This is a genomic window from Spiroplasma phoeniceum P40, assembly GCF_003339775.1.
Lineage (GTDB): Bacteria > Bacillota_I > Bacilli_A > Mycoplasmatales > Mycoplasmataceae > Spiroplasma > Spiroplasma phoeniceum.
In genome coordinates, this window is the sequence record NZ_CP031088.1 from 476,649 (window position 1) to 490,621 (window position 13,973).

The window sequence follows — 13,973 nt, forward strand, 5'->3', positions numbered from 1 at the left end:
AACTGAATTTTTATATTTCTAATGTAATTAATGATAATTTTTCATTGTTTATATTAAATAATTGTAAATTATTAATATTAATTTCTTCTTTTTCTGTATAAATTGTAATATCATAATTTCCATAACCTCATATCCCCGATATTTCAATTTGATTTAAATTAAATATTTTTTCGTGTTTATAAAAAGTTATTTTAATATTATCTACAACTAATTTTTTAACAATACTCATTCAAACCGCCTTAGAATAAAGTAATCTATATCATTGTAAAAAATAATTTAAATAATTTTCTATTTTGTCATTAGAAACAATTAAATTAGTTAAATATTTTCCATATTCTCCATCTGATAATTTAATTTTAAAAGGTATAAGGGATGGTATATTATTTGTTTCTAATTCATTTGTTATTGATAATCAATTAAAATAATTGACTTCTAATTGATAAATTCGATTTTCTGAAATATCTTTATTTTTAACAGTTACTTTAATTTCATAATTTTTGTTATTATTATTTTGCTGTTTTAAATTTCAATCGATAATTTGTCCAGTTTTAGGTGAAATAAATGGTGTATTTGGTTCATTAGTATCTAAATTTCAGCGATAAAGTGCTTTAAAATAAGTTCCATCATCTCTTTGCCAATTTGATACATATTTAATAAAACCAGAATTATTACTAATATATAAATCCTTTCCATATGCTAAATCCGTTTTTTCTAACTGGCGATTATTAAAATTATCAATTTTTAATAAATTACTATTATTTAAAAATTTAACAATTCTTCAATCACCATTTTTATCACCACGCCATACAACAAAATAATATTTATTATCAACTGTATTAAATGGTTTATCATCTGCATAAACTTCTTCTCAATAATTTACTGGTATTGGTGGAATAGGACTACTACCACTAAAATTAAAATATAATGAATTTAATTCAACTTTGCAAGTTTCAAATACTCAATATCCAGTTTCTTGTTCTCTTGGTTTAGAAACTAATTCAAAATAATATGGAGCAATTAATTTAACATCATCATTATAGCCTTTGTTAATTGCATATTTGCTATATGTATAATTTGATAACATATAGATAATTTGTTTAAATCTTTTGACAGCATTATAATTAATAAGATTTGGATTATCTAATTTTCAGTTTTCAAATAAACCATCAATTACTTCTTCGGGTTTTTGCCCTTCGAATTGTTGGCGTAATTCAGCCGCTTTATTTGTAGGGTTACCCTTTTCATCGTATTTTGCGCCTTTAAATTTTCTATCATAATTGTAGCGATATGTTAAATAATTTAATAAAACTTTATCTAAACCATTTTCATTTATTAAATCTAATACATCTTTACCTTGAATGTAATTTTTAGCAATACTTCAAGGTAAAAAACTTTCTGTAAATAAATATTGAAATATTATTAAATTAGGTTCTGTCTCTATTGGCATTGATAATAATGGTACTAAACTAGCATTTTCAATATTTGATGAGTGATAAGAATAAACACCATTAATATTCCCTCAGCATTTAATATTGCCAAATAACATAGATTTAGGATATTTAATTTCAATCCCAGTAAATACTGTATCTTTGGGCAATGATTTTTGTAATACTAAATGGATGCTATTTTGGTTTTTTCATTTAAAATCGATTATTTTAATTAAATGCATAGATTTTATGATATCAATCCCTTCTAATGAATAGTGGTGTTTATATTCTTCAATGATATAACATTCATTTTTATTGTCTTCACTAATTGGTTCATTGACAGATATTATTTTTAAGTCTAATGTTTCTAAAAATTACTTGTCTTGTTTTGAAATATCATTAATTAAAATATCTTTTTCATCAATCATTATATAACTTGTACTGTTGTCTTGGATTGTGGTATTTTGCTGAATTTGTAATTTAAAATTAAAGTCACTAATTTCATAACCAGAAATTTTAATATACTCATCTTTATCAATAAAACCGATTTTAACGCTATTTTGAGAGTAGTTTAATGTTAGTTTTTCCTTTGTCTTAACAAGATTATTAATTTTATAAATATATAAGGTTCTAGCACGGTCTTCAGTAAATAACTGTTCTAAGTCAGGGTCGCTATATTGTGATTGACTGGCAAAATCTAAGGGGATATTATCAATTGAATAGTCAATTGGTTCATCGTTTAATTCTGATAACATCTTTTCTGATGGTTTTAACATTATTCTTGTCCTCCTTGCTCTTCATTAGGAGCGTTTATAATAATTTCATCATTTTTTAATTGTCTGTTTAAAGTAGAATTTAATGGTAATTTAACATCAACAATTAACTCATCAATATTTTTAATATTGAATGTTCTACTGTTTAAAATATCATTATCATATTTAATTAACTTAATAATAAATTCAGTTAATTTAATTTCTCTAATATATATCATTTGTTCATAAAAAGCGTTTGTTTGAATATTTACTCCCGCAACTTCGGCTTGGGTTTGTTGTGCTACTTTAGCAATAGCGGGAGCATGATGACGATTAATTTTATAATAATTAGTTAACAATCAATCATATATTTTTGTTAATTGTTCACCTTTAAAATTATCAGCAATATAGTCTACTGGTTGAAAATTACTATCAGGGTCTCCTTCAACTAATAACAAGTCATTTTCAATAAATGATGCCAAAATTTTACTAATTTCTTGGTCAACAATACCAGTAACTCCATTAGTATTAATAGTAAATTTACCACTATTTAATAATGGATCTAACATAATCTTTTCAGCAATGATATCTAAAATACTAGCAAATTGTTTGCCATAACGAGCAGAAGGTTCAAAATTAGAATTATTAGGGATAATTTCAATCGGAATAAAATTAAGTGGTAATATTTTTTCGCGTTGTAAAGAAGTATAGTTATTCCATTTAGTATCATCAATATATAAATCGGTAATAGTACTATATAATCGTGTTTTTAATGTTCTAATAACTTTTACTTGTTTATTTATAGCATCAATTTCTAATTTTTCAGTAATAAAAATACTTTGATTATTTTTAATATATGGGTCATAATCAAAAGTACAAGAAACTAAATTTCCCAATTCGTCATACTGGTCATTGTAAAAATCAATCGTAATAAAATTAAGTTTTGAATTATTAACAAAAATAAAATATGCGCCCTTACCATATTTATTAATTTTATATTCGTTATATCAATTTTTATTAGTAAAATCTTGCATTTTTAAAAAGTTATTAATTAATTTAGTATCTAATTGCTGATTAGTAACTGGATTAATAATGCTAATTTCTAATTCACGTGGATTTAAAAAATTAGCATTATCCTCACATATTCTTTTTTCTAAAATATCATTATGTTTTTGAACATTAACATTTTTACGATTAGTAATTGTTGATGCTAAATTAAAATAATAACTATCAATATCATATTCTTTTTTTATTTTTTTTTTTTTTTTTGCTGGTAATAATCCCATTTATAGCACCTCTTATTTTGTATCTTATTTTTTAATAACATCTTCAATACTATCTTGTTTTTTGTCTTTTTTAAAAAAATTAAAAACTTTATCAATTAAATAAATAAAAGACCCAGTAATAAGCAACGATAATTTAATATAAAAATATTCTGGTCATTCAATATCAATTACTTTAAATACCTTACAAAAAAATAATACAACTGAACTTATTATTAAAATAGCACCCAATCCTCAAATAAATACTTTGCGAATTAATAACAAAATTTCTGATTTATATTCTTTTAAATCCATTTATAACACCTCACTTTCTTTCTATACTTCTTGTCGTAAAACCCGAACACTATTAATTGGTATATTAGAACCCTCTGAACCATTAGTTAAATAAACCCGACCACTAGCATTATATAAAACAATACTATAAGGGGTTTTATCGATATCATCAATAAAACAAGTTGCTTGATGTTTAGATAAAGTTTTATTTTCTTTTGTTTCTGTAAAATAAGGTGGTTCAAGTCATAACATACCTTCAGCACCTTTAAGATTAGTTGGTGATAATCAAACTTGATAACGATATTCTTCTGAAAATTCAGGAATATCAATATACTTAGCACTATCAGGCTTATATGATATCGTTACTTTTTCTCATTTAATTTTTTTAAAAGATAATTGATTTTCTTCAATACCAAATTTATCTGATAATAATAATTCTAAACTATTATCATCTTTTTGATGTAATGGAGCATTAACTGTTATTGAACTACCGCCTTGTTTTGCTTTTCAAACATTATTTTCATAATAAATCGTATCATTGTCAAACGGAACTGATAACTCATTATTTTTATTTTTAATAATTGCTTTATTATCAATTTTAGTTTTTTCTTCTATTAATGCATCAACTTCTAATTGTGTATAATATGCTTCTAAATCTATCATTGTTAAATCAATTCCTTTTTCTTCAAAAGTGGGAAACATTTTCTTTAAAGTTGTTAGATTAGCCAATGATTTTGCATAAGTAGGTAATAAACCTTGCCATGTTGCCATTGGGTAGTTTTGTGAAGAATAATTAATATCACCAATATTCATTGTTGCAGAAGTAAAAAACTCAACTGGGATCCGATTAAATGTTCAATGATCTACAGTAATAAAAACCATATTAATACATATTTTCTTTAATAATGGGTCTTTAAATGTTTCAAACTTTAATTTTGTAAAAGGATAATTTAAATATGAATTAATCATATTTTGTGCTCTTATTGCAAAAGTTCTAAATCACAATTCTACATCATTTTTAAAAAATTTATTATAACGAACTGGAACTTGGGTAATTTTACCTGTCATTGGATTAAAATTATTATAGTTTTTTAAAGTAACACCATCTCATAACTCATTTAACATTTAACCATCTCCTTATCATTTTCTTTTTTTAGAATATATTTTTTTTGATATAAATTTTCTACTATTTAATAATGTTTTTGATTTAATTGTTTTACTTAAATTTTTGTTTTTTCAAATTGTTTATATGTTTTAAAAACAAATCCACTACCTAATAAACTAGTTGCCACACTATCTTCAACAGTTTTTAACATTTCACTTTTGTTCCAATTATTTTTTATTTGCTCTCTTAACTTTAAAAATTTAGCAATTGTCCGATATGTTTTAAAACTATCTCTTACTACTTGGCGATAAACAGCGGGGGCAAAAGATACTAAATTAAATAAACTTGTTTTTTTAAATCCTCAGTCAATAAATCATTCACTATCCATATAGAATTTAAATGGTTCTTTTGCTAAAATAAACTGTTCTGCTTTTATTAAAGTGGTAGTAACAACAATTGGAGAATATTTAGGATTTTTATAATATATTGTTAAAGCAACTTAACCCGCAACACTTATTGGAACAATTTTAACTGCTAAAAAAACATCAGAACCATAAGCAAATGGTAATAATTGTCCTTTTTGAATAGCCTTGGTTTCAAATTTAGATAATACTTTTCTAGTTTGTTCATTAATTTTTTGAATTACTTTTTGTTTAATATTGATTATTCTTTTTTCAATTGGTGCTAATATTTTTTTAGTTGCTTTTTGAATATAAAAATTTGGGTTTATTTTTTCTAATTTTTCTAATATTTTATTTAATTTGATTGGAGTTTTATGGATAAAATTAACTAATTTATTTTTATATATTTTATTTGCTAGCATTAAATTAACATTTAATAATAATTTTTTAGCAATTCCTTTTTTATGTAAATCAGTCATAATTTTTTATCATTCATCAGTACTTATTTTTGTTATTTTTTCAAAACTTAAACCATATTCTGATAATCAATTATTAACATATCCTTGATATTTTTTTGTTAATCTAGGTGCTTTTTGTACCAACTTTGGACTTATTTTTTGTTGACTAACATTATTAAAATCAGTTCCAGGAGGAAATAATTTTCTAATTGTATATAATAAAGTCTCATTATTTGCTTGTTTAGTAAAATCAAATATTAATTTATTAAATAAAATCTTTTTACCCGCTACTTGTCTTACAACATCTTCTAAGTTTTTAGCAGTTACTATTCCTAATTTTTCAAGTAATTTAGTTTCTTTTGCTAATTTTAAAACTTTTGTTATTCTAGCAGCACGAGTTAATTTACCAATACCCCCAATTTCTGGAAATAAATTTAAAGCGGTACTTTTTGCGGTAACTTCTGAGGTTAATTTATCATATATTTGATTGACTGTAAAATCAGTTGCTGTTTCTACTCCAAACGATATAAGGGCAGCAGCAAAATTAGATAATCCCGCACCTAATTCAACAGCAGAAGCAATCCCACCAGTTAAAACTGATAAACCAAGTGCTAAAACTTGTATTCCTAAAAATTCTAATAATTGTAAACCAAAACTTTTTTGTTGTTGCTGAATTGATAATCTGGTTGGAGTTTTAATACTATAAATAAGAGCAGTTTTTGTTGTTCCAATTGGCATTTTTATTTTTTATTTTTGGTTTTTTTAGTAGCAGCAGGAACTGTAATTTCCATTCCTGTTGTTTCACCAGTTAATCAATTTGTACCATTTAAACTATATGACAGTTCAACATCTTTACTAAAATCACCCTCATCTCTATCATTAAAAATTAAATGACTAAAATCTAAAATAGTAACAATATAATCTGAAGTTGTTAAACCAGCATTAATTTTTTGAATTGCTTTAATAAGACCAGTATTCATTTCCGCAATTACATCTGCTTTTTTAGTTAAATCAGGAACATCACTATATCAAGGTTTAGTTAAACTACCAATATTACTTTTATTAAATTGATTAATATTAATTTGATTTACTTTTTGCACTTTATAATATTGAACTTGTGATACACCAGTTGCATTATTTTTACCAGCAATATAAATATCAACATAAATATCTGTTGATGTAATATCATAAGTTGATGGTGAACCTTGATAATATAAAGATCATCAATCATAATCATCAACTGTTAAACTTGCATCAACTGTTTTAACTGCTTTTAAAACTTTATCATTTAAAAGTGGTCTTAAATCTTCATTACCTACTTTTTGCGGTACAATAATTCCTTTAATTATTTCATCATTTGTTAAACTATCAACATTTTTAATTTTATCGTGGATATCTATGGCGCTACTTACTTTGAATAAATTAGAGAAACTGTTCCACTATATTTATTTGGATTTCCAGTTGCTAATGCGCCAGTAGATGTAATATTAGAGAATGTTGCATCTCCATTTTGATAATTAGGATTTTTTACTTTAATAGCAGTTTCTAATTCTGCTGTTGTTGGGGTATCACCAGCCATTGTAATTTGACCTAAATTAGGTACTGTAATAACTTTTGATAAAGCAGACTTTGAATAAATGTGTTTAATAATTCCTTTTGTTTCAACTACTGCTCCACCCAAATATAAAACTCTTTCCATAATTAAAGTATTACCCATTCCAGTACCTAAAGCTGCCGCACCAACTCTTAATGGGGTATGGTCTTTTTTTTGTAAAATAAGTGGGTCATATTTTTTGCTAAATTTAAAAGCTATTGCATTAACACCATTTGGTAATAGATTAATTGTTCCTTCTGAACCATCTTCATTAATAATGGGTAATTTTTTAGGAACCATATAGTATGTTGTTCCTTCAACAGTTTTCATTGCTCCACTTGTTTCAATTACACTATTAATTTGGTCATTTGCTCCAAGTTGTAATTGTAATTTATTACGAATTCCACGGATAAAATCTGCTGAACCTAGTACAACTGTTTCTGATGGAGTAAAACCATTTTCATATATTTTGTCCATAATTTCATCGTGGATTTGTAAAGCATTTGTATCATCAGCTTTATTTCCTTGAATAGTTGTAACTTCTCCATTATTAATAATTTCTAAAATTTTATTTCGTTTATAAGAAACTTCAGTATCCATTGCTTGTTCAATATCAGCGGCTCAAAGATTAGGATTAAAATCACTTTCTACTGGGTCTAATTTACCAGCAAAAGTTAAAATTGTATCTAATTCAATAATTCCATCTTCAAACTCAACAGTTGAGTATTTTAATAAGTTATCATCGGTATTAAATACTTGACCACCTTTTCCTAGGCCTTGTTTATATTTAATATTTTTCTTTCTTTTATATGTTAAACCAAATTTATTTGCTTCTTTTCACGCAAATAAAGCTTCTCAACTAAATTTTTGTTGATATGTTTGTAAATATCATTCTTCAAATGCTTCTCGATCTCGTTCTGTTGCTTGATTAGCAATATCACCGAAAATTCTTTGTGGATTTTGTGCCATAATTTTATACCTTCCTTCTATTTATTAAATACATTGTCAGTATCTAAAATATTGTTTTGTTGTTCTTCTGTTTTTGGTACTCCACCAGTATTAACTGTTTGTACCTTAATTAATTCATCATAAACACTTTGTAATTGTGTTTTGATAACTTCAATATCATCATTAATATCATAAGACTTTAATAAAACATTTTTAAATTCTTCATTATCAGTTAAAGAATTAATAAAGTCAATTACTTCAATTTGTTTTAATTGAATAGTTTGTTGTTCAATTTGAGAAGTTAATTCAGTATTTTTTGTTTGTAATTCGTTGATTTGTTGATTACTATTTTCTAAATTACTTGCATTAAATTCTTCAACTTCAGCAGTATTTTCTAAAATAATTTCAGCAGTTTTAATATCTAAACTACCATCTTCATTTTTAATTGGTTCATTATCTTCATTGATAAGAACATATTTTACATTTTTTAATGCCATTGTTTTTCCTCCTATTTTTTAATATTTGTATTTGTTCTTTTTCTAATCGCTTTTTGTATAATTTCAAAACTTTCTACTCTAAAATATAAAAAATAGCGGTTAGTTTTTATATTTAACTGATTAAATACTGAGCCTTTAATTTTTATCTCATCATCTTTTTTTAATTTCAAAAATTCAGTTAAAACAGATGGGTTATATATTGATAATGTTGAATAATTTAATCCGTCTCATTGACATTTAGCCGAACAAGCATCAACTTCAATGCCACCAGCAACAAGTGCTTTAATTTTAGTTTTAATAGGATTTTCATGTAATTTAACAGTTAATTCTAACTTATTAACTTTTTTATTTTTTATTTTAGGTTTATTAGTTATTGATTTTTTAGATAAATTACTTTTTGTTTGTGCCATTTTTATCAACTCCTTTTAATAAAAAATATTGTAAATGTTTCCAAGCATCTAATTCATGCTCTGTCATTTTAATATTTCCAGTATAAATATAATTTTTCTTAACAGCTGGATATTGTAAAACATAATTTAAATTAAATAAATATTTGCATAAAACTTTTAAACCACCAATAAATTTAGGAGTAGATAAAGGATTTTTTATTTTTAAACCCTTATGAAGTTGGTAATCTTCAATTATTACAATAGCTTTGTTTAAATAAGAACAAATTTTATTTTTGAACTCATTTAATATTAAATACATATTATTTATTGCTTCTTCTTCAGAATTATAACTAAAAGTAATATTATTAATTATTTTCTTTTGCATCCATCCCTAGACAACTTTATACAAAGAAAATAACCTTTTGGAGCTCCTCCCTCTTGTTTTTTAGTGTCCGATATTGTTTTTTTGGTTTAACAACACTCTTTTTATGAAACAAGCAAAAACACACGCTCTGACATTTCGCGGGCGACTAACCCCGCCGAGAATTAAAGAAATAAATAGGAGTAGTAAATCCAATCGCTTTCACACTTTTTTAAGGCTTCGTGCCATAGATGAGTTATCCATCTTTAAGCATCAAAATATTAAGTTTTAGATTACATTATTCATCAGATAGTACCTTTATTAAAAATGATATTATTAGTTGTTAAACCGAAAAAATATAATAAATCACAGAAAGGAAATTATAAAAATTAACTAATTTGTAGGGAAAAATAGGTTAATTTTTAATTTTAAAGATACTATCTAATGAATAATGCAAATAAAAAAACGCTTTAATAAGCGATTAGTTTAATTTGTATTTAATTACTTTATTTATATTTTTTATAAAAAATAAGCTTTTTTCTTAATACCTAATTCTTTCATCCGTCAATGTCAAACCATCATTATCTTTTTTTAACTAATCAACTAACTCTGCAACAAATGGTATTTGATCCGGATAATCATTAATATCAATTGTTGCCTTTGTATCTCACCACGCTGCAAAAGTTTGGTTTACTTCCTCTTTTATATCATTTAAAATACCAAGATCTTGATTATGATCTAATTCATCTTTATCATCACGTTCATACTTTCCTCGCGCGGTACAACTAGCCACCCCAAACACATTACCACTGCCTAACACAAAAGAACTAAAAATGGTTAATAACCGTTTCATCAATATGCCACCTTCTTCCAATAAGATACTTATTACTTATTATTATATTGAATAAACAATAACAATTATTATTTATCTTTTGGTTAAGAAAAACATTATCAATTATTTTTAAAACAATATTTAATTTCGGTTAAACCAACGACCAAGTAATGCATCACCGTTTCGTTTACGACGACGAGCAATTAATCATGGAATTGAAATTACTAGTGTTAAAATAATTAAGAAAATAATAAAAATTACTAAACAAATACGATTTGTTTTTTTCTTTAAAGCTGCTAATTCTTCTGGATGAACAATTTCATATCCATAATAACCAATAATATTTGCTTTTCTTTTTTTTGTTAAAACAATATTCGCAATATGAACGCCTAATGTTAGGATTAAAATAATAATTGTAATTGTAATGGCTGCTGTTAAATCATCAACAATTCCTCAACTTCAAAAACCAAACCGAAACTCTTCACCTGAATGTTGTTGAAAACCATATAAAATTCCTAAAATAATTCCACCAAAGAAATAAGTCGGGAATGCTAATCAATTTAAAACAATACTACGAACAGTCATTTTTTTATAATTATCAATTAAGAAATGCGGAATAGTATGATTACCGCGTGTTAAATTAGAAAGATAACTATTTGTTTCAATTCGAACTCGTGATAAATCAAAAATACCAGCAAACAATAATCCTAGAGAAATTAACAAAAAAGTAATTGTCAAAAATGGATGAGGAATATATTTCGCTTTAATTCCCATAATTGCTTCTAATTCTTGTTGATGAGAAATAAAATATAAGGCAATAAATAAACTTGTCATCATTGTTCCAAGAAAACCAATAATAATCATAATTAAGGTACGAACTTTTTCCGAACGAATCTCACAAACAATTTCTAAAGGAATTAAACGGTTAGCATATTCCTTATTAAAACGACGACGTTGTTTTTCTGATAACTGTGGTTGATAAGCATAACGATTATTTTCCCTACTTTTTGTTAAAGCTGGTGGGTCAAATTGCGCTGATGGAATAAAATGACTATTTTGATAATACGATGGTGGCGCTGGCATTGAATTTGTCATCATTTGATTATCATAAAAATATTGTGATGAATTTGCACCACGATAGGCACCTTTGCTATAATAAGCTAATTCTGAAAGATTAAATTGTTCATTAACTTGTGATTGATGATACGGTGATGCAACACGTGATTGATAAGGAGGGCGATATTGATTTTCATACATATTATCATCGTTAACATAACCATCACGGTGGTTCTGATATCACATAAATTCAGCATTGTCATATCGCCCTTGATTTTGTTGTCCTGACCAATATTGATCATAATTAGAACTTGTTACATGCTGCTGAATTCGGCGTGGCAAAATTTGTTGATGAACTGGACGCGAATAATTTTGCGCCGCATCATGATTATAATATGGTTCAACATAACCGGGTGGCATTTGTGAAGCATTTATATTCATTACCTCACGGTCTTCTTCAAAATACTGGCGGTCATGATTATTAGCATAATAATTATATTGGTTACTTAAGTTCATTCGTGCTGGACGAATTGTATTATTATTTTGATATAACATTTCCATATTATTTAATTGGTTTTGTTTATATGCTTCATTTGGACGAAAGTATTGATTTGACGAAAGATGATTTTGAGGCATTCCATTTGGATGGGGTTGATTTTGACTAAAATCAACATTATTTTGGTTTCTTAATTCAGGATTAAAATTATCACCAAAACGATTTGCTGATTGCATTGGTGGTTGCTCATGTTGTTTATCTTTCACCATAAACGATTTAACCTTATTAAAAAAACCCATGCTTTGTTTCACCTGCCCTAAATGTGAATAACATTGTATTAAAAAAGAAACTGCTAGTTTTTATCACCCATTTTTTTAACTAGCATAATTTCTTGTTCAAAATACTCAATGTTTTTCTTAAAACTAGTTTCTTGTTTTAATTTTACAATATTCGTTCAATTACTACTGCTTTTTTTACTTCGAAATAAAGAAAAAGTAATAATAAAATAAACAAATAATAATAGCGCTGCAAATCCTAGTAGAAAACCAATTAACCCGATTACTGGAATGTCTAAATCTAAGATTGTTATGCTTGTTGTCAAGAAGCCATCCATATAAACACCACACTATCTATGAGTATTATACTATACTTTTTAAAATTTATGCAAAAAAACATATTATTTTTATCCTAAACCCTTTTCTAATGTCTCTAATAATTTAGTTTTTACTTCATTTTGTGTTTGATAAGTTAAATTTTAATGTATCAGTAAAGTGCTCTTGTTTAATTTGATCATAAATCATCCCAATTGTTGTTGTTAATTTAGTAATCTTTGCATCGTTATTAATATAATTAATAATACTATCATCAATCCATTTTGTTTTTTTCAATTTCTAATCAATTTAAATTTGTTTTTGAAGATTGGTCAGTATTAATTCAACAAGAATCAAGTTGCTTATTATCTCATTGTTTAGTTACATTATTATAAATACAAGTTGTTGAATAGATATTAGATAAAGCTTTTTCTGTTGCTTGTGCAATATTTAATAACACACTAGTAATAATATATTCATCACCATATATTTGAGATTGTGCTGTATCAATTCCAACAACTTTTTTTCGTTTTATTATATTTAATTCGGTCAATTGTATCTTGGGTTTGTGGTCCTGCAACAGGGAAAATAATACTTGCTTTTTTAGTAATTAAATAATCAGAAATCACTTTTCCTTCTCCTTGATTAAATGATTGTGAAAACCATGACTCATTGTCATTTAATACTTCTTGAACTTTTCTTATTGGTAATAAATTATTAATTTTGGGGTTTATGTTTTTAATTATTGCTAAAATATCTGTCATCAATTGATGTAAATTAGGATATCTAACATCGTTCTTAATAATTTCATTAAACACATCCGCTGATAATAAAAATGCTCATAAATAATTTGAAACACCAACTGGATTATCCATTCCTCCATAAGTTGCAATATTTAACTGTTGTTGAAATTCTGTTTGATGCAAATTAAGTCATATTGTTGTAACAAGACCCGCTAAAAAACCAGTAATTTCTTTTTGAAATAAAATTCCGACAATATTATCAACTAACGGACCATATGGGTCCATATTTTTATGAACATTCTGACCACTACCATCAATAAAAATAACATTATCCACTAAGTTTGCTGCTCAACCAATGGTATTGGCATGACTAAAACCAGGTAAAATTAGCGTCTTTGTCCCAGCAATACTAGCTGTAATATAAGCTGCTTTAAATTCACCTGGTGTAATACCATTTGGTTCAAAATAGCTAGCTCGAAATGGACTATCTTGTCATTGTGTCATTGATGAAACTTGGGTAAATTGTGACACGATATATTTGCTTGCTCCTTCTCAAGCTGATTGAATATAAGATTTATCATTAATTGACCCACCACTAGTTAATTATCTAAATATCATACATATATTGGTATTTTTTAACACAAGATGTTAAAAAACTAGCAGAAGTAGTGCCAATTTGTAGTGCCATTAAAATTTTAATTATTTTTTTCATTCTAATCTCCTTTAACCATAATTTAAAAAAATACTAAAAATATTCTTTTATTAAAA

Annotated in this window: 19 protein-coding genes; all 19 read right to left on the reverse strand. The window is 25.8% G+C overall.

The genetic code is table 4. The features are described from left to right. Positions 1 to 10: 10 nt before the first annotated feature. Positions 11 to 1,597 (reverse strand): hypothetical protein, encoded by a 1,587-nt coding sequence (locus SDAV_RS03130; RefSeq protein WP_186823460.1) that lies wholly within the window; start codon positions 1,595 to 1,597, stop codon positions 11 to 13. A 204-nt stretch (positions 1,598 to 1,801) separates the two neighbouring features. Next, on the reverse strand, positions 1,802 to 2,203 hold the full coding sequence (locus SDAV_RS03135) for a hypothetical protein (protein WP_114564505.1): 402 nt from the start codon (positions 2,201 to 2,203) through the stop codon (positions 1,802 to 1,804). Beyond that, complete coding sequence (locus tag SDAV_RS03140) at positions 2,203 to 3,465, reverse strand: hypothetical protein (RefSeq protein ID WP_114564506.1); 1,263 nt, start codon at positions 3,463 to 3,465, stop codon at positions 2,203 to 2,205. Before SDAV_RS03140 ends, SDAV_RS03135 begins: the two co-directional genes overlap by 1 nt. A 24-nt stretch (positions 3,466 to 3,489) precedes the next feature. Continuing rightward, positions 3,490 to 3,756, reverse strand: a complete 267-nt coding sequence (locus SDAV_RS03145; RefSeq protein WP_114564507.1) for a hypothetical protein — start codon at positions 3,754 to 3,756, stop codon at positions 3,490 to 3,492. 21 nt (positions 3,757 to 3,777) lie between these two features. Next, the gene (locus tag SDAV_RS03150; protein WP_114564508.1) at positions 3,778 to 4,860 is read right to left on the reverse strand and encodes a hypothetical protein; all 1,083 of its coding nucleotides are present in this window, start codon (positions 4,858 to 4,860) and stop codon (positions 3,778 to 3,780) included. A 95-nt stretch (positions 4,861 to 4,955) separates the two neighbouring features. After that, positions 4,956 to 5,228: a hypothetical protein gene (locus tag SDAV_RS03155; RefSeq protein WP_114564509.1), complete on the reverse strand. Its 273-nt coding sequence runs from the start codon at positions 5,226 to 5,228 to the stop codon at positions 4,956 to 4,958. Between the two features lie 111 nt (positions 5,229 to 5,339). Then, a complete protein-coding gene (locus SDAV_RS03160; protein WP_114564510.1) occupies positions 5,340 to 5,720 on the reverse strand; it encodes a hypothetical protein in 381 nt (126 codons plus the stop codon). A gap of 6 nt (positions 5,721 to 5,726) precedes the next feature. Next, positions 5,727 to 6,437, reverse strand: coding sequence for a hypothetical protein (locus tag SDAV_RS03165; protein WP_114564511.1), 711 nt, complete (start codon positions 6,435 to 6,437; stop codon positions 5,727 to 5,729). Positions 6,438 to 6,439: 2 nt separating this feature from the next. Beyond that, positions 6,440 to 6,799, reverse strand: coding sequence for a hypothetical protein (locus SDAV_RS03170; RefSeq protein ID WP_114564512.1), 360 nt, complete (start codon positions 6,797 to 6,799; stop codon positions 6,440 to 6,442). A gap of 308 nt (positions 6,800 to 7,107) precedes the next feature. After that, complete coding sequence (locus tag SDAV_RS03175) at positions 7,108 to 8,262, reverse strand: hypothetical protein (RefSeq protein WP_114564513.1); 1,155 nt, start codon at positions 8,260 to 8,262, stop codon at positions 7,108 to 7,110. Positions 8,263 to 8,279: 17 nt separating this feature from the next. After that, positions 8,280 to 8,738 (reverse strand): hypothetical protein, encoded by a 459-nt coding sequence (locus tag SDAV_RS03180; RefSeq protein ID WP_114564514.1) that lies wholly within the window; start codon positions 8,736 to 8,738, stop codon positions 8,280 to 8,282. A gap of 11 nt (positions 8,739 to 8,749) precedes the next feature. Continuing rightward, on the reverse strand, positions 8,750 to 9,148 hold the full coding sequence (locus SDAV_RS03185; protein WP_114564515.1) for a hypothetical protein: 399 nt from the start codon (positions 9,146 to 9,148) through the stop codon (positions 8,750 to 8,752). Next, positions 9,129 to 9,512, reverse strand: a complete 384-nt coding sequence (locus tag SDAV_RS03190) for a hypothetical protein (RefSeq protein WP_114564516.1) — start codon at positions 9,510 to 9,512, stop codon at positions 9,129 to 9,131. Before SDAV_RS03190 ends, SDAV_RS03185 begins: the two co-directional genes overlap by 20 nt. 571 nt (positions 9,513 to 10,083) lie before the next feature. Next, positions 10,084 to 10,344, reverse strand: a complete 261-nt coding sequence (locus SDAV_RS03195) for a hypothetical protein (RefSeq protein ID WP_151202503.1) — start codon at positions 10,342 to 10,344, stop codon at positions 10,084 to 10,086. 117 nt (positions 10,345 to 10,461) lie between these two features. Beyond that, positions 10,462 to 12,141, reverse strand: a complete 1,680-nt coding sequence (locus SDAV_RS03200) for an MSC_0882 family membrane protein (protein ID WP_245938497.1) — start codon at positions 12,139 to 12,141, stop codon at positions 10,462 to 10,464. Between the two features lie 83 nt (positions 12,142 to 12,224). After that, complete coding sequence (locus tag SDAV_RS03205) at positions 12,225 to 12,485, reverse strand: hypothetical protein (protein ID WP_245938498.1); 261 nt, start codon at positions 12,483 to 12,485, stop codon at positions 12,225 to 12,227. Positions 12,486 to 12,588: 103 nt separating this feature from the next. Further along, the gene (locus tag SDAV_RS13000; RefSeq protein WP_245938499.1) at positions 12,589 to 12,759 is read right to left on the reverse strand and encodes a hypothetical protein; all 171 of its coding nucleotides are present in this window, start codon (positions 12,757 to 12,759) and stop codon (positions 12,589 to 12,591) included. Beyond that, positions 12,731 to 12,922, reverse strand: coding sequence for a hypothetical protein (locus SDAV_RS13005; protein WP_245938500.1), 192 nt, complete (start codon positions 12,920 to 12,922; stop codon positions 12,731 to 12,733). Before SDAV_RS13005 ends, SDAV_RS13000 begins: the two co-directional genes overlap by 29 nt. Before the next feature lies 1 nt (position 12,923). Then, on the reverse strand, positions 12,924 to 13,736 hold the full coding sequence (locus tag SDAV_RS13010) for a type 1 periplasmic-binding domain-containing protein (protein ID WP_245938501.1): 813 nt from the start codon (positions 13,734 to 13,736) through the stop codon (positions 12,924 to 12,926). Positions 13,737 to 13,973: the final 237 nt, after the last annotated feature.